This window comes from Micromonospora sp. WMMD812 (assembly GCF_027497215.1).
Lineage (GTDB): Bacteria > Actinomycetota > Actinomycetes > Mycobacteriales > Micromonosporaceae > Micromonospora.
Genome location: NZ_CP114904.1, coordinates 6,707,617 through 6,726,846, shown reverse-complemented (window position 1 = coordinate 6,726,846; position 19,230 = coordinate 6,707,617). Strand labels below are relative to the sequence as shown.

Here is a 19,230-nt window from a genome sequence, read left to right as displayed (position 1 = left end):
CGGAGGGTGGACCGCCGTCACCTGCTTGGCGCCCTGGCCGCCCTGCGCCGCACCGTCGCCGGGCCGGACTACCCGGCGGTCCGGCTATCGCTGCGGCGCTGGACCCGGGCGGCCGCGGTCGCCCGGACGGTCGGGCTGCTCGCGCTGGTCGCGCTGACCCTGATCACCGCGCAGTTCCTGCTCGACTCGCGGAAGCTGCCCGTCGCCACCGCATGGCTGCTCGCGGTCCTCACCGTCGCACCGCTGCCGCTCCTGCTGGCCCGGCCGCTGTGGGCCTGGCGGATCATGTTCCTCGGGCAGTTGTTCGGCACGTTCAACCGGCGCCCGACGGACGACTGGCCATGGAGCCCCACCCAGATCCTGATCATTTTCGTGGTGCTGACCGTCGTGGCCGCGCGGGTCGACCGGGCCGTGCTGGCCTGGGTCGGGCTGTTCAGCCTCGTCCCGGTCTGGATCTTCGTCTCGCCGAACATCCAGGTCGGCATCTGCCTGCTGTTCCTGGTGCTCCTCCTCCTCGGTGACCTGGTGGGGCGCACCGTCAGCACCCGTCGCGCCCTGGCCGAGCAGGCCGAGCTGAGCGAGCTGGAGAAGGCCCGCCGGGCGGTGCTGGAGGAGCGCACCCGGATCGCCCGGGAGTTGCACGACGTGGTCGCCCACCACATGTCGATGCTCGCGGTACGGGCGGAGACCGCGCCGTACCGGCTGGACGCGGTGCCCGAGCCGGCGCGCGCCGAGTTCAGCGCCATCGCCGACTCCGCCCGCGCGGCGCTGACCGACATGCGCCGGCTGCTCGGCGTGCTGCGCAGCGAGTCGGAGGACGCGCGGACCGCACCGCAGCCCGGCCTCGCGGAGCTGCCCGCGCTGGTCGAGTCCGCCGAACGGGCGGGCATGGCGGTGACCCTGGACAGCGACGTTCCCACCGAGCCGCCGGCGCCGGTGGGCCTGGCCGCCTACCGGATCGTCCAGGAGGGGCTGGCCAACGCGGCCCGCCACGCCGCCGGCGCCGCGGTGCGCGTCACGCTACGCGCCCGCGACGGCGAGCTGGCCGTACGCGTGGTCAACGGCGGCGGCACGCCGGGACCGGCCGGGCGGGGCGGCGGGCACGGGCTGACCGGCATGCGGGAGCGGGCCGTCTCCCTCGGCGGTACGTTCACCGCCGGACCGACCGACGACGGCGGCTACGCGGTGGACGCGCTGCTGCCCTGGGACCGGAAGGACGGGGAGCGATGATCCGGGTGCTGATCGCCGACGACCAGGCGATGGTGCGGGAGGGCTTCGGCGCGCTGCTGGCCGCCCAGCCGGACCTGGTGGTGGTGGGCGACGCCGCGGACGGCGCGCAGGCGGTCGCCGCGGCCCGCCGGCTCGACCCGGACGTGGTGCTGATGGACGTGCGGATGCCGGTCCTGGACGGGCTTGCCGCCACCCGGCAGCTCCTCGGCGACCGGCCGGCGGACCGGCCACGGGTGCTCATCCTCACCACCTTCGACCTGGACGACTACGTCTACGAGGCGCTGCGCGCCGGCGCCAGCGGGTTCCTGCTCAAGGACGCGCCGGCAGCCGAGCTGGTGCACGCGGTCCGGGTGGTCGCCTCCGGCGACGCGCTGCTCGCCCCGGCGGTGACGCGCCGGCTGATCGCGGAGTTCGCGGCGCGGCCGGAGCGGCGTCGGGCCCGCCCGACCGAGCTGGCCGGGCTGACCCCACGGGAGACCGAGGTGCTGCGGCTGATCGCCCGGGGTCGCTCCAACCAGGAGATCGCCGCCGACCTGGTCGTCGCCGAGCAGACCGTGAAGACCCACGTCGGGCGGATCCTCGCCAAGCTGCACCTGCGCGACCGGGCCCAGGCGGTGGTGCTCGCCTACGAGACGGGTCTGGTCGCCGCCGGCGGGTAGCCCCGCGGTAGCGGGTCCGGAACCGCTCCCCGGGGTGACGCCGCCGGCCCGGCTCCCACCGCACTCTCCTTCCCGGATCATCCGGAAGGGAGCACGCGATGCACTGGAGAGCCCCCGCGCGGGCCACACTCGCCGCCCTGCTCGGCGTCGGGCTGGTCCTGCCCGCCCGGCCGGAGCCGGTCACGGCGGCCGGCTTCGTCGAGGCATACCCGGCCACCGCGGCGGCGATGCGGGCGGCCGGCCCGCCGTACGCCGACTGGGCCGCCGACGGCCGGCGGTTCCTGCTGTTCGACCCGCACGGCGACGGCCGGGCCGTGGAGGTCCGGGGCGACCTCGCCACCGCGGACCGAATCGTGGTGCTGGTGCCCGGCGTGGGCAGCACGTTGCGCGACTTCGACCGGGGGCTCGGCGGGGTCGCCCGACGCGCCCCGGCGGTGCAGGCCGGCGAGCTGTACCGCGCGCTGCGGGCGGCCGCCCCGCACGCGCGGGTGGCGGTGCTGGCCTGGCTCGGCTACGACCCGCCGGACGGGGTGCTCGCGGCGGCCGGGCCGGCGGACGCGCGCTGCGGCGCCGTCGCGCTGCGCGCACTGCTGCGCGGGTTGGCCGCGCACCGCCCGGCCGCCAGCGTGACGCTGGCCGGGCACAGCTACGGTGCGCTGGTGGTGGGGCTCGCCGCGGCCGGCGCGCCGGCGCAGGTCACCGACGTGGTGACGCTCGGCGGAGTGGGCGTCGGGGTGGACCGGGCGGCGGCCCTCGGCGGGCGGCGGGTCTGGGCGGCGGAGGCGCCGGACGACTGGATCCGCCGGGTACCACCGGTGCGCCTGCCCGGCCTGGGACACGGCCGGCGGCCCGCCGACCCGGCCTTCGGCGCCCGCACCCTGCCGGTGGACGGCGTCCACGGACACGACGGCTACCTCGTCCCGGGCAGCGCGACCCTGACCGCGCTCGCGTCGGTGGTGCTCATCGGCACGACCGACGGGACACGCACCGGCGCGGTCGACGCGGGGGTGACCCGGTGAGGCGGGACCGGGCGGTCGACGCGCTGCGCGGGTACGCCATCGGCGGGGTGGTGCTCGGGCACTGGCTGGTGACGGGCCTGGTGCTCGCCCCCGACGGGTCACTGCACCAGGCCAGCCCGCTCGCCGCGATGCCCGCCCTGGCACCGGCGACCTGGCTCCTGCAGACCCTCGGTCTGTTCTACTTCACCGCCGGGTACGCCTCGGCCCGCTCCGCCGCCCGGCACCGGGCCGGCGCGGGTCGCTGGCTCACCCACCGGCTGCGCCGGCTGGTGCTGCCCACCGTCGCGCTGCTCGGCACCGGCGCCGCGGTGCTGCTGGTCGCCACCGTCGCCGGCACGCCGGACGACACCCTCGCGGTCGCTCTGACGCTGGCGGTGAGCCCGCTGTGGTTCCTGCTGCCGCTCTGCGCCCTGATGGCGCTGACCGGCCCGCTGCGCGCCGCCGTACGCCGGTGGGGTCCGTGGTGGTGCGCCGCGCCGGCGGTCGCGGCGGTGGCCGGGACGGACCTGGCGGCCCGGCTGCTGCCGCCGGCGGGCGGCCTGCTGCCGGTCAGCCTGCTGGCCGCGTGGGGGGTGCCCTACCTGCTCGGATTGGCGCACGCCGACGGCCGGCTGACCGGGCGGCGGGCGGCGGCCGGACTCGCGCTGGGCGGGGCGGCCGGGCTCGCCGCCCTGATCGCCGCCGGCTACCCGGCCAGCGCCGTCGGGGTGCCCGGCGCGGCGATGTCCAACCTGAACCCGCCCACGCTCGTCGCGGTGGCCCTGGCCGTCGCCCAGGTCGGGCTGGGGATGCTCGCCCGCCCGGCCCTGCTCCGGCTGACCGCCCGCCCGGGCCCGGCCAGGGCGGTGGAGGCGGTCAACCGGCACGCCATGCGGATCTACCTGTGGCACCAGCCGGTGCTGGTCGGGGTCACCGCGCTCGCCGCCCGCACCGGCGCGACGCTGCCCGGGCTGCACACCGCGCCGGACGGCCCGGGCTGGCTGGTCGCGCGCCTCTGCTGGCTGCCGATCCTCGCGCTCGTGCTGGCGGGGCTGGTCGCCCGGCGACGGCCCGGACGGCTCCCTGACGGGGCACGCCGGCCGGGCGTTCCCGGCCGCCCGGATCGGGTCGGGTCCACCCCCCGGGAGGGGGTGCGGTGACCGGTCGGCCGAGTGCGCGGTTGCCCTCCTCCGGGTGTACGATGATCGACGTTCCGGCCCCGCCCGACCGCAGGAGGTGATCGCTGTGCGAGATAGCGATCCTCCCAGTCGTGGCCGGGCCGATCGTCAGCCCCGCTGAGCCACGGCTGCAGCAGGTGAGCTGACCCAGCTCCGCTCCCGCACGTCCCCGTCTCCGGTCGTCCGCCGGGGGTCGCGGCGTGCGCCGTCCGATGCCCGGGCGGCCCCGGGAGCCGCCCGGTCACGACTTCGTGTGCGCGTCCTGATCCACCCCCAGTCGCCACTCGGAGCCGTCCATGAGCCGCTACATCGCCCCGTTGGGCTTCACCCTCGCCGCCGTCTGGGTGGCCGTCATCTTCGTGCTCGCTGGCCACTGACCCCGGTCACCGACCACCCCGTCACCGACCCGCCGCGCTCGCGGCCGGCCGACCATCCGCCGGCCGGCCGCGAGGGCGGCCGGCCGTCACAGCATCCGGGACGACCAGAGCAGGCTGAGCGCCCCGGCGAAGAGCGCGAGCAGCAGCGCCACCCCGGCGTACCACTGGGTCACCTCACGCGGCTCGGTGCGGAACCCGATCGAGCTGCCCATGTCCTGGTAGACCTGCTTCAGCTCGCTCACCGAGGCCGCCTCGTAGAAGTAGCCCTCGGTCGTCTCGGCCAGCTCCGCCAGGGCCAGCCGGTCGACCGGCACCCGTTGCAACTGGCCGCCGATGTCCACCTGACCGCCGTCGGTGCCGAACGCGATCGTGGAGACCGGCACGTTCGCCGCCTGTGCGGCGGCCGCCGCCTCCTCCACCGATCGGCCCGAGGTCCGGTAGCCGTCGGAGAGCAGCACGATCCGCGCCGGCGGCATCCCGGCGGCGCCGTCGGCGGGCACCGACCGGATCGCCTCCAGGCAGGTGAAGACGGCCTCACCGGTCGCGGTCGCCTCGGCCAGCACCAGCCCGTCGATCGCGCTGGTCACCGCCTCCCGGTCCTTGCTCGGCGGCACCAGCACGTTCGCCGACTTGGCGAACGAGACCAGCCCCAGGTTGTACGTCTCCGGCAGCTCGGCGACGAACTGCTTGGCCGCCTCCTGCGCGGCCTCCAGCCGGTTCGGCGCCACGTCGTCGGCCTGCATCGACAGGGACACGTCGATGGCGAGCATGACGGTGGCCCGTTCCAGTGGTTCCCTGGTGTCCATCGCCGGACGGGCCAGGGCGGTGGACAGCACCAGCAGGCAGAGCAGGAACGCGGTCGCCGGGACGTGTCGCCGCCAGCCCAGCCCCTTCGGCGCCAGGGTGCGCAGCAGGTCCACGTTGGTGAAGCGCACCGCGTACGCCCGACGGTGCAGCTGCCGCCAGACGTAGAGCGCGGCGAGGGCGAGCACCGGCAGCACGGCCAGCAGCCACCACGGTTGCAGAAAACGGATCATCGTGTCGTCCCCCGGGTGCGGGCGTGCCGCTGCGCGGCCACGAAGCGCACCATGTCCAGCAGCCAGTCTCGGTCGGTACGCAGGCGCAGGTGGGCGGTGCCGGCGGCGCGCAGCGCGGCGGAGATCTCCGCGCGCTGGGCGGCGGCCGCCTCGGCGTAGCGGCGCCGCAGCCCAGGATCGGCGGTCTGCACCTCGTGCAGCTCACCCGTCTCCGGGTCGACGACCGGCAGCACCCCGACGTCGGGCAGTTCCAGCTCGCGCGGGTCGACCACCTCGACGGCCAGCACGTCGTGGCGTACCCGCAGCTTGCGCAGCGGCCGGGCCCACTGGGTGGGCGGGGCGAGGAAGTCGGAGACGACCACCGCCACGCCGCGTCGCCGGGGCGGACGGTTGAGCATGTCGACCAGGGCGCCGAGGTCGCTGCGGCCGGGCCGCACCTCGGTGCCGGCGATCGCCCGGAGCAGGCCCTGCGCCTCCTTGCGGCCGGAACGGGCGGGCAGCCGAGTCAGCACCCCCGGCCCGGCGACCGGCGGCATCCGGCGGCGCCCGGCCGGTGGCGTCGAGCCGCCGCCGGTGCCGACGACCGCGCCGATCCGGTTCCCGCCGCGGACGGTCAGGTGGGTGATCGCGGCCGCCGCGGCCACGACCACGTCCCGCTTGAGCCACTGGCCGGTGCCGAAGTCCAGGCTCGCGGAGAGGTCCACCGCCAGCCACGTCTCCAACTCCCGGTCGGCGATGGTCCGCCGGACGTGCGGCATGGTGGTGCGCGCGGTGACCGGCCAGTCCATCCGGCGCACGTCGTCCCCGGGCCGGTACTCGCGCGACTCCCCCGCTTCGCTGCCCGGGCCGGGCAGCAGGCCGGCGTAGTCCCCTTGGAGCAGGCCGTCGAGCTTGCGGGTGACCAGCAGCTGCAGCCGGGACAGCACTGCCTCCGAGCGGTCGCCGGTGGCCGGGCGAGGGGTGGCTGAGGTCACGGGCGCGGCCCGGGCCACCCGGCGCCCGGCGGCGGAGCGGTCGGCGTCGGCGAGGCCTGCTGCCGGGGCGCGACCGAGGGCAGCGGGATCGTGGCCATCACCCGGTGCACGATGTGGTCGGCGGGCACGTCGTCGGCGAGCGCGTCGTAGCTGAGCACCAGACGGTGGCGCAGGATGTCCGGGGCGATGTCCTGGACGTCCTGCGGCAGCGCGTAGTCCCGGCCGCGCAGCAGCGCGAGCGCCCGGGTGGCCCGCACCAGCCCGAGCGAGGCCCGCGGGCTGGCGCCGTACTGGATCAGCTGCGCGACGTCCGGCATGCCGTGCTCGGCCGGGGCGCGGGTCGCGAGCACCAGCCGGACCGCGTAGTCCACCAGCGCGTTGTGCACGAAGACCTGGTCCGCCTTGCGTTGTAGCGCGAGCAGGTCGGCGCTGGTGAACACCGCGGCGGGCTCCGGCGCGGCCACTCCCATCCGGTAGACGATCTCGCGTTCCTCGGCATCGGTCGGATAGCCCACGACGATCTTCATGAGGAAGCGGTCCCGCTGCGCCTCCGGCAGCGGGTAGACGCCCTCCTGCTCGATCGGGTTCTGGGTGGCCATCACCAGGAACGGATCCGGCACCTTGTGGCTCTCCCCGCCGATGGACACCTGTTTCTCGCTCATCACCTCCAGCAGGGCCGACTGCACCTTGGCCGGGGCCCGGTTGATCTCGTCGGCGAGCAGGAAGTTGACGAACACCGGACCGAGTTCGACGTCGAACTTCTCGCTCGACTGCCGGTAGATGCGGGTGCCCATGATGTCGGCCGGCACCAGGTCCGGAGTGAACTGCACCCGGGCGAACGAGCCGCCGACGACCTTGGCGAGGGTCTCCACCGCGAGGGTCTTGGCCACCCCGGGCACCCCCTCCAGCAGGCAGTGGCCGCGGGCGAGCAACGCGACGACCATCCGCTCGACCATCCGGTCCTGACCGACGATCACCTTCTTGATCTCGAACAGCGCCCGCTCCAGCAGGGTCGCGTCCTCGGCGGGTGTGGTCGCCGGCGCGGGCGTCTGCGGGGCCGCCCCGTTCGGGGTCGGAGCGTCGGGCGTGGTCGGCTGGGCCACCGGTCCTCCACAGCATCATCGGTTGTCGCGGCGTGGTGCCTAACAAGACTCGCATGCCCGGCTGAGTACGGAGGTGGGGAGAACCCGATTTTCGCCACGCCGTCCTGCTCGGCCGAATCGCCACAGACGGGGTGGACAGGGACCGGTCCGCCGCGTGTACGATTCACCCCGTCGCCGGGCGGCTCCCCCCGTGGCCGCCCGGCGCTCAACCTCTGCGTCCCGCCGCCCTAGACTGGCCGGGATGAGCAGTCCCTCTTCCGCTGACGAGCCGCTGATCTGCTCGGCCAAGGGATGCCGCGCGCCGGCGCTCTGGGCGCTGCGGTGGAACAATCCACGCCTGCACGACGCCGATCGCCGCAAGACCTGGCTGGCGTGCGACGCGCACCGTGAGTCGCTCGGCGACTTTCTCGACACCCGGGGCTTCCTTCGTGCGGTCGCGCCGCTGTCCGGATCGCCTACGCTCGAAGCGTGAGCGCGCAGATCGGGTCCCCGCGGTGAGCGGAGCGGAATTCACCGGGCCACCGCCGGCCGCCGCCGGGCCGCTGGAGCCGTGGCCGGAGACCGTACGCTGGCAGCCGATCTCCCGGGACCTGATCTGGGTGGAGCTGGTCCGGCTGGCCGTGCTGGTGGCCGTCGTCGTGGTCGCGGTGACGATCGGTTGGGCGCTCAGCGGGCACTGGCTGTTCGGGCTGGGTCTCGCTGTCATCCTGCTGCTGACCGCCGCCCGGGCCGTCTCCATCGTCCGGGCGGTCCGCGCCTGGGGCTACGCCGAGCGGGAGAACGACCTGCTGGTCCGGCACGGGCTGCTGGTCCGGCGGCTCTCCATCGTCCCGTACGCCCGGATGCAGTTCGTCGACGTCAGCGCCGGGCCGCTGGAACGCGCCTTCGACCTGGCGACCGTCCAGTTGCACACCGCCGCGGCGGCCAGCGACGCCCGGGTGCCCGGGCTGCGGCCCGCCGAGGCGTCCCGGCTGCGCGACCGGCTGACCGCCCTCGGCGAGGACCGGGCGGAGGGCCTGTGACCGGCCGCTCCGACTCGTCGCCGGCGCCGGCGGGACGGCCCCGATGAGCGAGGGCCCCGCCGAGCCGGGCACCCGACCGCCCGCGCCGGATCCCGGCCCACCACCCGCCGGTGCGCCGCCGCACTCCGGCCCGGTGCCCCACCCCGGACCGCCGCCGCACCCCGGCCCGCCGCCGCACCCCGGCCCGGTGCCCCACCCCGGACCGCCGCCGCACCCCGGCCCGGTGCCCTACCCCGGACCGCCGCCGAACGGCGGGTGGCCGGCGTACCCGGGTCCGTACCCCGGCGCGTCGCCGGCGCCCCACCCACCGGGAGGGGCACCGCCGTATCCGGGCGGCGCGCCGCCCGGCCCGCCGTGGGGCGAGCAGGGGGAACCCCGCCAGCGACTGCACCCGCTCAGCCCGGCGCTGCACGGCGCCAAGTCGCTGGTCGTGGTGATCGCCGGGCTCTCCTGGTCGACGCTGTCCCGCGTGGGTTTCGGTTGGTTCGCCGCGATGGTCGTCGTGCTGGCGCTGGGCGCGACCGTGCTGTCGGTGATCAGTTGGTACAACACCGGCTACCACGTGGTCGGCCGCGAGCTGCGGGTGTACGAGGGGCTGCTCTGGCGACGGACCCGGGCCATCCCGCTGGAGCGGCTGCAGGCCGTCGAGGTGGTCCGGCCGCTGCTCGCCCAGCTCACCGGCCTCGCCGAGCTGCGCCTCGAGGTGGTGGGCGGCGGCAAGACCGAGGCGCCGTTGGCGTATCTCAGCGTGGCTGACGCGACCGCGTTGCGAGCGCGGCTGCTGGTCCTGGCCGGCCGGGCCGGGCAGCCGGTCGCCGCGCCCGAACCCGCCGGACCGGCCGGTCCCACGACCACGCCGGCGGGCCCGCCGCCCGCGCCGGCCGACGTGCCACCCGGCCGGCCGCTGCACACCGTACGCAACCAGGACCTGCTGATCAGCCAGTTGCTCACGCCGCAGGCGTTCCTGCTGCCGTTCGGCGTGGCCTTCGTGGTGGTCCAGTTTCTCTCCGAGGGCTCGTGGTCGTTCGTCGCGGTGGCCAGCACCCTCACCGCCATGGCCGGCGTGGTGTTGCAGCCGGTGCGCCGGGTCCTCGACGACTGGAACTTCCGGCTGGCCCGCGACGACGGGACGCTGCGGGTCCGCAACGGCCTGCTGGAGACGCGGGCGCAGACGGTGCCGCTGGACCGGGTGCAGACCGTCCGCGCCACCTGGCCGCTGCTGTGGCGGGCGAAGGGCTGGCTCCGGCTGCGGCTGGAGGTGGCCGGCTACTCGGTCGGCGAGGCGGACGAACGCAACCGCCCGGACCGGCTGCTGCCGGTCGGCGACCAGCCGACCGCCGAACGGATCGTCAGCGAGGTGCTGCCCGGGGTGGGGCTGACCGGGTTGCCGCTGCACCCGCCGCCGCCACGGGCCCGCTGGCTGCACCCGCTGGGGCGCGGCGCGCTCGGCGCGGGGCTGCACGAGCGGGTCTTCGCGGTCCGGTCCGGGCTGCTGACCCGGCAGCTCACGCTCGTACCGTACGCCCGGATCCAGAGCGTCCGGGTGGTGCAGGGGCCGCTGCAGCGGCGTCTCGGCCTGGCCACCGTGCACGCGGACACCGCGGGCGGGGCGGGCGCGGTGGCCGAGGAGCGCGACCTCGCCGAGGCCTGGGCGCTGGCCGCCGAGCTGGTCACGCGCACGCATGCCGCCCGCCGGGCCGGCTGAGCGGGGCCGGCTGAGCGGGCCGGTTGGCTTCCCCGGAGACCCGCGGGGGTCAGCGGGTGGCGGGCAGCGCGGACGGGTCGGCGGTGGGGGCCTGGTCCGTCGCCGTGTCCCCGACTTCGCCGCCGGTGGTCGGCGCCGCCTCGTCGGGCGGCCCGCGGCGGGCCTTGCGGGCGGCCCACCAGCGCTCGGCCAGGCCGACCACCAGGAAGGTCATCCCGACGTACGCCCAGCCGACCAGCACGTCGATCACGTAGTGCTCGCCCGCGTAGACCAGGGTGAAGGTCATCGCCAGGGGGTACGCGAGCAGCAGCGGCCACCAGCGCCGGCGGGTCGCGTTGAGGAAGAACAGCACCACGAAGAGCGCCCAGGCGGTGTGCAGCGAGGGCATCGCGGCCACCGGGTTCGACGCGATCTGGCCGGCGTTGAGCAGGTTGCCGGCCCCGTGCATGCCGAACTCCTTCCAGCCCCGGGTGGAGATCCGGGCGACGTCCTCGATCAGGCCGTTCTGCGCGGCCCACCACGGCGGCGCGGCCGGGTAGAGGAAGTAGGTGACCAGGCCGGCGGCGCAGAGGAAGGCCCACCGCCGCATGTACGCGCCCCAGCGCGCCCGGTTGCGCAGCCAGAGCACGGCGGCGGCGGCGAGCGCGACCACGAAGTGCGAGAAGTAGACCCAGCTCACCAGCACGTCCCACCACTGCACCTGCGGCCGGTAGAGGTGCTGCTGCAACCACACCGTCGGCACCTGGCCGCCGGTCGCCCAGCCGAACATGAAGCGGTCGGCGACGACCAGCTCGTAGGCGTGCGGGACGGCGCCGTTGTCGGCGAACCCCCGGGAGAGGTTGTACACGGCGAAGAGCACCACCACCGGCACCCAGTCCCGGGCGAAGCGCAGGTGGCTGCGCCACGGCCGGGACGAGTTCCAGGCGATGGTGGCGGCCCAGATCCAGAGGAACGCGTACGTCGGGTCGGTGGGCAGCCCGATACCGAGCCAGCCGACGACGAAGGCGGCACCCCAGATCGCCATGGCGACCAGGCGGCGACGCCCGCCGTCGGGCGACGCGGGCGGGTCGGTCCGGGCGGGGGGCTGGGGGTCAGTCACGACGGCCATCGCGGTCAAGGTTAACGGCGGTCGACCCATCGACCGACGCCGACCACCAGGGCGGCGAGGGTCGTCGGGCCGGTCGCGGCGTGTCCGCGGGCCCCGCGCGCGTGGCCGGCGGGTCGGGCAGCACCTAGGCTGTGGGCCATGCAGGAGCAGTCGGAGCCCGCGTTCGTCCCGGGGCTGAGCGCCCGGGTGGAGTTGACTGTGACCGACGCCGACACCGCGCAGGCGGTCGGCTCCGGCGACGTGCCGGTGCTGGGCACGCCCCGGGTCCTGGCGCTCGCCGAGGCCGCGACGGTCGCCGCGACCGCCGCCCGGATGCCGGCCGGGATGACCACGGTCGGGCTGCGGGTCGAGCTGGACCACCGGGCGCCGACCCCGATCGGGCGGACGGTCCGGGCACAGGCCCGGCTGGCCAAGGTCGACGGGCGGCGGCTGCTGTTCGAGGTGATCGTCACCGACGGGGACGACACGGTGGCCGACGGGCGGGTGGAGCGGGTGCTCGTCGACCGCCAGCGTTTCGTGGAGCGCGCGTCGCGGCCCGCATGACCCTCCGGTTCGTCGAGGTCGCCGACCGGGTGCACGTGCTGCGCGAGCCGCTGCTCGACGTGAACGTCACGCTGGTGGTCGGCGACGGCGCCGCGCTGCTGGTGGACACTCTCTCGACCGCCGGGCAGGCCGCCGAGCTGGCCGCCGCCGCCCGGGTGGTCACCGCCGCGCCCTGGTCGGTGGTGAACACGCACCACCACTTCGACCACTGCTTCGGCAACGCGACGCTCGCCGCCGATCCGCCCCGCCCGGTGTACGCGCACGAACGCGTCGCGGCCGCTCTGCGGGACCACCCGGACCGGCTGCGCCGCGAGGCGTACGCAGAGGTGAGCGCGGAGTGGCCGGTCCTCGCCCCCGGGGTGGCCGGCACCGAGTTGCTCGCGCCGACGCACCCGGTGCGCGGCGAGACCGTGCTCGACGTGGGCGGGCGGCCGGTGCTGCTGCGCCACCCCGGTCTCGGGCACACCGACGGCGATCTGGTGGTGCACGTGCCGGACGCGGACGTGCTCGTCGCCGGCGACCTGGTCGAGCAGGGCGCGCCGCCCGCCTTCGAGGACTCGTACCCGCTGCGGTGGCCGGACGCCGTCGCGGACCTGCTCCGGCTGACCACGCCCGCCACGGTGGTGGTGCCGGGACACGGCACGCCGGTGGACGCGGAGTTCGTCCGCGCCCAGCACCGGCAGCTGGTCGACCTGGCCGCGCTGATCCGGGCCGGCCACCGCGACGGCACACCCCCGGAGGACGTAGCCGCCCACGCCCCGTTCGCGGCCCCGACGGCCCGCACGGCCGCCCGCCGCGGCTACCGCGAACTCACCCCCTGACCCCGCCCTCATCCCCCGCGATCTTGCGGTTTCCGCCCCGGCGAAAAACGCGAATCGGGACAGATTAGGGGCCGAAAGTGCAAGATCGCGGAAGCTGGGTCAGCGGGTGAAGCGCTGGAGGACGTCGGCGCGGGTGGGCATGGAGGTGGCGCCGCCGGGCGACTCGCAGACCAGCCCGGCGACGCGCAGCGCGAACGCCACCCGCTCGACCCAGCCCGCCGGGTCGGTCGGCTCGCCGTCGGCGAGCAGGTCGGCGACGAGCGCCGCCATCACCGAGTCCCCCGCGCCGGTGGCGTCCACCGGGTTGACCTTGGGTGCCGGCACCCGGACCGGGTCGGCGTCGGCGGCGGCGAGCACCGCGCCGTCCGCGCCGAGGGTCACCACCACCGTCGCGGCGCCCAGTTCGCGCAGGTACGCCGCGACCCCCTCGACCGGCTCCCGGGGGTAGAGCAGCTCCGCGTCCGCGCTGCTGAGCTTGACCAGGTGCGCCCCGGCGGCGAACTCGGCCACCACCTCGCGCAGGCCGGCCAGCGCGGCCGGGCCGTCCAGCAGCCGGGGCCGCACGTTCGGGTCGAACACGCGCAGGCCACCGGCGGCGAGCGACCAGGCCCGCCGCGCGGCGGCGAGCACCGTTGGCCGCAGCAGCACGATCGACCCGCAGTAGAGCACGTCGGCCCCCTCGACGAGCGCGATGTCCACGTCGTCGGCGCCGAGCAGGCCGTACGAGGGCGGCTCGCCGTAGAAGCGGAAGTCGGGTTCCGCCCCGGCGTGGCTGACCACCGCGAGCGCGGTCGGCACCGGCGCGGTGATCGCGCCGTCCAGCCCGACACCGACGGTGGTGAGGAAGTCGCGGATCCGGCCGGCGAGCGCGTCGTCGCCGAACGAACCGACGAACTGCGCCGCGCCGCCGAGCCGGGACACCCCGACGGCGACGTTCAGCGGCCCGCCGCCGATCGCCTGCCGGTAGACCGGCTCCCCGCCGCGCTCGGTCTCGAGCAGGTCCATCAGTGCCTCGCCGAGCACCACCGCGTATCCCATTCCGGTCCTTCCGTCGTCGCCGGCCGCCACGCCGCCCGGCCGGAGCGGGCCACCCCACCCGCCGTCGTGCCTGGGGAGATCTCGTCGCACCAGGCTGGCACAGCGCGCGTCGTGACGAGCGCCGAAGATACGGTATTGGCCCGCCGGGATGCGTGCGGGGCACGGGACACGCCACGGGTCGGCACGGTGCTCGTCGACGACCTGGTCCACCACCTGCCGCGGACCCCGGGAGCGGATCCGGGGCCGGGCCCAGCCCGAACGATGGATCGGCGCCGGACCGCCTGGCCCAGGTGATGGATGGGCCTGCGCCTGGCCCGGGTGATGGATCGGCCCGGCGCCTGGCCCGGGTGACAAATCGGCCTTGCGCCTGGCCCGGGTGGCGGATCGGCCCGGCGCCTAGCCCGGGTGGTGGATCGGCCCGGCCAGGTCGGCCAGCGGTCGGCCGGTGCCGCCCCAGCGGCCGGCGACGATCTGCGCGGCGACGCTCACCGCGGTCTCCTCCGGCGTGCGCCCGCCCAGGTCCAGCCCGATCGGCGAGGCGAGCCGGGCGAGTTGCTCCTCGCCGACCCCCGCCTCGCGCAGGCGCTTACGCCGCTCGTCGTGGGTACGCCGGGACCCCATCGCCCCGACGTACGCCAGCGGGTGGCGCAGCGCCAGCGCGAGCACCGGCACGTCGAACTTCGGGTCGTGGGTCAGCACGCAGACCACGGTCCGCGGGTCGACCCGGCCGGCGTCCAGCTCCGTCCGCAGGTAGCGGTGCGGCCAGTCGGCGACCACCTCCTGCGCCTCCGGGAATCGCCGGGCGGTGGCGAACACCGGGCGGGCGTCGCAGACGGTCACCCGGTAGCCGAGGAAGGCGCCGATCCGGGCCACCGCGGCGGCGAAGTCGATGGCGCCGAAGACGAGCATCCGGGGCCGCGTGGCGTACGCCGCGACGAAGAGGCTCACGCCACTGCCCCGGCGCTGTCCGTGGTAGCCGTACCGGAGCACTCCGCTGCGTCCGGCCGCGAGCAGCCCGAGCGCGTCGGCGGCCGCCGCGGCGTCCAGCCGGTCGCCGCCGAGCGACCCGACCACCCGGTCGCCGGCCAGCACCAGCCGCCGGCCGAGCCGCCGGTCCGGGTCGGCCGGCACCGCGGTCCCGGGCGGGTCGCCGACGTCGGCGGCGACGCAGGTGACCACCGCGGCCGGGCGGCCGGCCTCGCGGGCGGCGGCGACCGCGTCGAGTTCGGGGAAGCCGGCGGGCGTCACCCGCTCCACGTACACGTCGAGCACCCCGCCGCAGGTCAGCCCGACCGCGTACGCGTCGTCGTCGCTGACGCCGTAGCGGACCAGTTCCGGGCTGCCGGTGTCGAGCACGGCACGCGCCCGTTCGTACAGGTCGGCCTCGACACAGCCGCCGGAGACGCTGCCGGTGACCGTGCCGTCGGCCGTGACCAGCATCGCGGCGCCGGGCGGCTGCGGCGCCGAGCGCCAGGTAGCCACGACGGTCGCCAGCGCGACCGGCTCACCGGCCCGCCAGTGGCGGTGCACCTCGTCGAACACGTCCCGCACGCGCCCGCCTCCCGTCCCGGTGCGTCGACCACCCCACCGCGGGGGCAAGTCGGACGATCTCTCGCAATAGATGCCGATCCGGAATATATGGTCAGACAGAACACAAGGGGGTGCGAGTTGGTGAAGTCGTACCAGACGACCAGGACGGCGCCGACCCCGGACAGCGCGGTGGTCCGGGGTCCGGGTGAGGTCGAGGTCCGCCTGCGGGTCAACGGCGAGAGTCGGACGATCATGGTGGAGCCACGGGTGAGCCTGCTCGACGCGCTCCGGGACCGTCTCGATCTGACCGGGACGAAGAAGGGCTGCAACCAGGGCGCCTGCGGGGCGTGCACGGTCTGGGTCGACCGAAGGCGGGTGCTGGGCTGCCTGACCCTCGCGATCACCTGCGAGAACCGCGAGGTGACCACGATCGAGGGGCTGGCCGACGGCGACACGCTGCACCCGATGCAGCAGGCGTTCCTGGACGCCGACGCCTTCCAGTGCGGCTACTGCACTCCCGGGCAGATCATGTCGGCGGTGGCGCTGCTCGACGAGGGACACGCCGGCGACGACGCCGAGATCCGGGACTGGATGAGCGGCAACATCTGCCGCTGCGCCGCCTATCCGCACATCCGTGCCGCGATCCGCCGGGTGCGGGACGAGCAGGGGGGCAGCCGTGCGGCCGATTAGCTACTCCCGGGTCTCCGACGTCGGCACCGCGATCGGCACGGTCGCCGCCGACCCGGAGAGCGCCTTCCTGGCCGGTGGGACCACCCAGGTCGACCTGCTCCGCATCTACGTCGAGCAGCCCCGCCGCCTGGTCGACATCAACGACCTGCCGTTGAACCAGGTCGAGGAACTGCCGGACGGCGGGCTGCGGCTCGGCGGGCTCGCCCGCATGAGCGACGTGGCCGAGCAGCCGGCGGTGGCCCGGCGCTACCCGACGGTGGCCGAGGCGCTGGTGCTCGGCGCCTCGCCCCAGCTGCGGCACATGGCCACCATCGGCGGCAACCTCCTGCAACGGGTGCGCTGCAGTTACTTCCGGGACACCGAGGTCCCCTGCAACAAGCGCGCCCCAGGCACGGGGTGCAGCGCGCTGGACGGGGTCAACCGCGGGCACGCGGTGCTCGGCACCAGCGACTGCTGCATCGCCACCCACCCGTCCGACCTGGCCGTCGCGCTGGTGGCGTTGGACGCGGTGGTGCGGACCGAGGGCCCGGCCGGTTCCCGCAGCATCCCGATCGACGACTTCTACCTGCTGCCCGGGCAGACCCCGGAGCGTGAGCACCCGCTGAGCCACGGCGAGCTGATCACCGGCGTCGACCTCCCGCCGCTCCCGGTCGCGGCCACCTCCCGCTACATCAAGATCCGCGACCGCGAGTCGTACGAGTTCGCGCTCGCCTCCGTCGCGGTGGCCATGGCGGTGGCCGGCGGCCGGATCGCGGAGATCCGGCTGGCGCTGGGCGGGGTGGCCACCAAGCCGTGGCGTGCCCGCGCGGCCGAGCGGGTGCTCGACGGCGCCCCGGCGACCGTCGACTCCTTCACCCGCGCCGCCGAGGCGGAGATGGCGGCTGCGGTGCCGCACGGGATGAACGCCTTCAAGATCGAACTTGGCCGGCGGACCATCGTCCGGGCCCTCATGGAGATGGCGAAACGGGAGGCAACGGCATGAGCCCCGCGATCGGCGCCACCCTGAACCGGGTGGACGGCCGCTTCAAGGTACGCGGCGAGTCGCGCTACTCGGCCGAGGTGGCGTTGACCGGGCTGACCCACGCGGTGCTGCTGAACGCGACGGTGGCCAGCGGCCGGATCACGGCGATCAACACCGACGAGGCCGAGCGGGCCGAGGGGGTGCTGGCCGTGCTCACCCATCGCAACCTGGACCGGGTCGCCACCGTGCCGCCGCTCCTGCCCGCCCTGGCCGGGCTGGCCGCACACGGGCAGACGTTCTTCCCGCTGCAGGACGAGACCATCCACTACGGCGGCCAGCCGGTCGCGATCGTGGTCGCCGACACCATCGAACGCGCCGAGCACGCCGCCACGCTGATCCGGGTCGAGTACGACACCACCCCCGCCACCACCCTGCTCGACCAGGCGCGCGACCGGGCGTACGTGCCGGACCGGATCTTCGGCGGCCTGCTGCCGGGGCATTCGTCCCGCGGCGACGTGGCCAAGGCTCTGGCCGAGGCGGAGGTGCGGGTCGAGGCGACCTACCGGTTCGCGCCCAACCACCACAACCCCATCGAGCCCTCGGCCAGCACGGCCGTCTGGGACGACGTCGACCGGCTCACCATCTACGACGCGACCCAGGGGCCGAGCGCCACCCAGTTCACCGTCGCCGCGCTGCTCGGCCTCCCGCCGATCTCGATCCGGGTGGTCAGCCACGCCGTGGGCGGCAGCTTCGGGTCCAAGGCGATGATCTGGCACCACCCCGCGCTCGCCGCGATGGCCGCCCGGCAGGTGCGGCGGCCGGTCCGGCTGGCGCTCACCCGGGAGCAGATGTTCACCTCCTGCGGGCACCGGGAGGAGCAGGAGCAGCAGATCAGCATCGGCGCCGACGCCGACGGGCGGATCAGCGCGCTCCGCCACCACAAGACCTCCCTCACCTCGCCGTTCGACGACTGGGCGGAGCCGTCGCTGCAGAGCGCGGCGGTGGCGTACACCAGCCCGAACTACGAGGGCGTCTACCACCTGGTCCGGGGCAACACCATCACTCCCACCTTCATGCGCGCCCCCGGCGAGGCCAGCGGGATGTTCGCCCTGGAGTGCGCGATGGACGAGCTGGCCGAGCGGGTCGGCGTCGACCCGCTGGAGCTGCGGCTACGCAACTACGCGGACACCGACCCGGAGAACGGGCACCCGTGGTCCAGCAACGGGCTCCGGGAGTGCTACCAGCGAGCGGCCGAGCTGTTCGGCTGGCACGACCGGGATCCGCGGCCCGGGTCCCGGCGAGAGGGGCGGTGGCTGATCGGCACCGGCATGGCTGGTGCGCTGTACCCGATCGCCCAGCCGGTGAACCCGCAGCGCGCCAAGGCCCGGCTCTACAGCGACGGCACGGCCGTGGTCGAGGCGGGCGTCTCGGAGTTCGGCACCGGCGTCTACACCGCGATGACCCAGGTCGCCGCGGACGCACTGGGCCTGCCGGTGGACCGGGTCCGGTTCGTCGGCGGCAGCAGCGACCTGCCGAACATCACCGCCGCGGTGGGCTCGACCGGCACCAGCGCGGTCGGTTCGGCCGTGCACATCGCGGCGACACAGCTGCGCGACCAGCTCATCCAGCGCGCGGTGGCCGACGGGCGATCGCCCCTGCACGGGGCCGACCCGGCCGGCGTGGAGGTCCGCGACGGACGGATGGTGCGGCGCGACCGGCCCGACGTCGGCGAGACGTACGCCGACCTGCTGCAACGGACCATGGCCCCGGACATGGAGGTGCTCGGCATCTGGAACCCGCCGCCGCAGGACGCCGGGTACGGCCTGCACACCTTCGGCACGCAGATGGCCGAGGTGGCGGTGGACGCCGACCTCGGTGTGGTCCGGGTACGCCGGATGGTCGGCGTCTTCGCCCCGGGTCGGGTGCTCAACCGCAAGACGGCGCACAGCCAACTCATGGGCGGGATGCTCTGGGGACTGGGCCAGGCGCTGCTGGAGGCCACCCGGATGGACCCGCGGATCGGCCGCTGGGCCAACGCCAGCCTCGCCGACTACCTGGTGCCGGTCAACGCGGACGTCCCGGACGTGGTGGTGGACACCATCGAGGTGCGCGACGACGTGGTGAACCCGATCGGGATCAAGGGGGTCGGCGAGATCGGCGTGGTGGGGGCGGCGGCGGCGATCGCCAACGCAGTCCACCACGCGACCGGCCGGCGCCAGTACGAGCTGCCGATCACGCTGGAGAAGCTCCTCTGAG

18 protein-coding genes are annotated in these 19,230 nt (G+C 75.4%); 12 read left to right on the top strand and 6 right to left on the bottom strand.

Going from position 1 to position 19,230, the window contains the following annotated elements:
- Window positions 1–6: 6 nt before the first annotated feature.
- The 4 genes from O7603_RS31075 (at window position 7) to O7603_RS31060 (ending at window position 4,047) form a co-directional block, all read left to right on the top strand.
- Window positions 7–1,230: a histidine kinase gene (locus O7603_RS31075; RefSeq protein WP_281573263.1), complete on the top strand. Its 1,224-nt coding sequence runs from the start codon at window positions 7–9 to the stop codon at window positions 1,228–1,230.
- Window positions 1,227–1,889, top strand: a complete 663-nt coding sequence (locus O7603_RS31070) for a response regulator transcription factor (protein WP_281573262.1) — start codon at window positions 1,227–1,229, stop codon at window positions 1,887–1,889. The genes O7603_RS31075 and O7603_RS31070 overlap by 4 nt, the downstream gene beginning before the upstream one ends.
- Before the next feature lie 98 nt (window positions 1,890–1,987).
- Window positions 1,988–2,908, top strand: coding sequence for an alpha/beta hydrolase (locus O7603_RS31065; RefSeq protein WP_281573261.1), 921 nt, complete (start codon window positions 1,988–1,990; stop codon window positions 2,906–2,908).
- A complete protein-coding gene (locus O7603_RS31060; protein ID WP_281573260.1) occupies window positions 2,905–4,047 on the top strand; it encodes an acyltransferase in 1,143 nt (380 codons plus the stop codon). The genes O7603_RS31065 and O7603_RS31060 overlap by 4 nt, the downstream gene beginning before the upstream one ends.
- A gap of 481 nt (window positions 4,048–4,528) precedes the next feature.
- Here O7603_RS31060 and O7603_RS31055 read toward each other — a convergent pair whose 3' ends face one another.
- The 3 genes from O7603_RS31055 to O7603_RS31045 are packed head-to-tail and all read right to left on the bottom strand — an operon-like array spanning window position 4,529 to window position 7,556.
- Complete coding sequence (locus tag O7603_RS31055) at window positions 4,529–5,479, bottom strand: VWA domain-containing protein (protein WP_281573259.1); 951 nt, start codon at window positions 5,477–5,479, stop codon at window positions 4,529–4,531.
- A complete protein-coding gene (locus O7603_RS31050) occupies window positions 5,476–6,471 on the bottom strand; it encodes a DUF58 domain-containing protein (protein ID WP_281573258.1) in 996 nt (331 codons plus the stop codon). Before O7603_RS31050 ends, O7603_RS31055 begins: the two co-directional genes overlap by 4 nt.
- A complete protein-coding gene (locus O7603_RS31045; RefSeq protein WP_281573257.1) occupies window positions 6,450–7,556 on the bottom strand; it encodes a MoxR family ATPase in 1,107 nt (368 codons plus the stop codon). Before O7603_RS31045 ends, O7603_RS31050 begins: the two co-directional genes overlap by 22 nt.
- Before the next feature lie 241 nt (window positions 7,557–7,797).
- Here O7603_RS31045 and O7603_RS31040 point away from each other — a divergent pair, with 241 nt between their 5' ends.
- From O7603_RS31040 to O7603_RS31030, 3 genes are read left to right on the top strand one after another with little or no spacing between them, the layout of a single operon-like run.
- The gene (locus tag O7603_RS31040; protein WP_281573256.1) at window positions 7,798–8,028 is read left to right on the top strand and encodes a hypothetical protein; all 231 of its coding nucleotides are present in this window, start codon (window positions 7,798–7,800) and stop codon (window positions 8,026–8,028) included.
- Between the two features lie 22 nt (window positions 8,029–8,050).
- A complete protein-coding gene (locus O7603_RS31035; RefSeq protein WP_281573255.1) occupies window positions 8,051–8,578 on the top strand; it encodes a PH domain-containing protein in 528 nt (175 codons plus the stop codon).
- A 43-nt stretch (window positions 8,579–8,621) separates the two neighbouring features.
- Entirely contained in the window at window positions 8,622–10,283 is a 1,662-nt protein-coding gene (locus tag O7603_RS31030) for a PH domain-containing protein (RefSeq protein WP_281573254.1), read from the top strand.
- Between the two features lie 49 nt (window positions 10,284–10,332).
- Here O7603_RS31030 and O7603_RS31025 read toward each other — a convergent pair whose 3' ends face one another.
- Entirely contained in the window at window positions 10,333–11,391 is a 1,059-nt protein-coding gene (locus tag O7603_RS31025) for a phosphatase PAP2 family protein (RefSeq protein WP_281573253.1), read from the bottom strand.
- A gap of 138 nt (window positions 11,392–11,529) precedes the next feature.
- On the opposite strand from O7603_RS31025, the gene O7603_RS31020 reads away from it, so the two are divergent.
- Window positions 11,530–11,934, top strand: coding sequence for a hotdog domain-containing protein (locus O7603_RS31020; protein ID WP_281573252.1), 405 nt, complete (start codon window positions 11,530–11,532; stop codon window positions 11,932–11,934).
- Complete coding sequence (locus O7603_RS31015; RefSeq protein ID WP_281573251.1) at window positions 11,931–12,755, top strand: MBL fold metallo-hydrolase; 825 nt, start codon at window positions 11,931–11,933, stop codon at window positions 12,753–12,755. The genes O7603_RS31020 and O7603_RS31015 overlap by 4 nt, the downstream gene beginning before the upstream one ends.
- 99 nt (window positions 12,756–12,854) lie before the next feature.
- On the opposite strand, the gene O7603_RS31010 is transcribed toward O7603_RS31015, so the two are convergent.
- Together O7603_RS31010 and O7603_RS31005 are read right to left on the bottom strand one after the other, a co-directional pair.
- Window positions 12,855–13,793 (bottom strand): carbohydrate kinase, encoded by a 939-nt coding sequence (locus O7603_RS31010; protein WP_281573250.1) that lies wholly within the window; start codon window positions 13,791–13,793, stop codon window positions 12,855–12,857.
- A 396-nt stretch (window positions 13,794–14,189) separates the two neighbouring features.
- Window positions 14,190–15,344 (bottom strand): XdhC family protein, encoded by a 1,155-nt coding sequence (locus tag O7603_RS31005; protein ID WP_281573249.1) that lies wholly within the window; start codon window positions 15,342–15,344, stop codon window positions 14,190–14,192.
- A gap of 168 nt (window positions 15,345–15,512) precedes the next feature.
- Here O7603_RS31005 and O7603_RS31000 point away from each other — a divergent pair, with 168 nt between their 5' ends.
- From O7603_RS31000 to O7603_RS30990, 3 genes are read left to right on the top strand one after another with little or no spacing between them, the layout of a single operon-like run.
- A complete protein-coding gene (locus O7603_RS31000) occupies window positions 15,513–16,013 on the top strand; it encodes a (2Fe-2S)-binding protein (RefSeq protein ID WP_281576890.1) in 501 nt (166 codons plus the stop codon).
- A complete protein-coding gene (locus O7603_RS30995) occupies window positions 16,000–16,995 on the top strand; it encodes a xanthine dehydrogenase family protein subunit M (protein WP_281573248.1) in 996 nt (331 codons plus the stop codon). The genes O7603_RS31000 and O7603_RS30995 overlap by 14 nt, the downstream gene beginning before the upstream one ends.
- On the top strand, window positions 16,992–19,229 hold the full coding sequence (locus tag O7603_RS30990) for a xanthine dehydrogenase family protein molybdopterin-binding subunit (protein WP_281573247.1): 2,238 nt from the start codon (window positions 16,992–16,994) through the stop codon (window positions 19,227–19,229). The genes O7603_RS30995 and O7603_RS30990 overlap by 4 nt, the downstream gene beginning before the upstream one ends.
- The last annotated feature ends 1 nt before the right edge of the window (window position 19,230 follow it).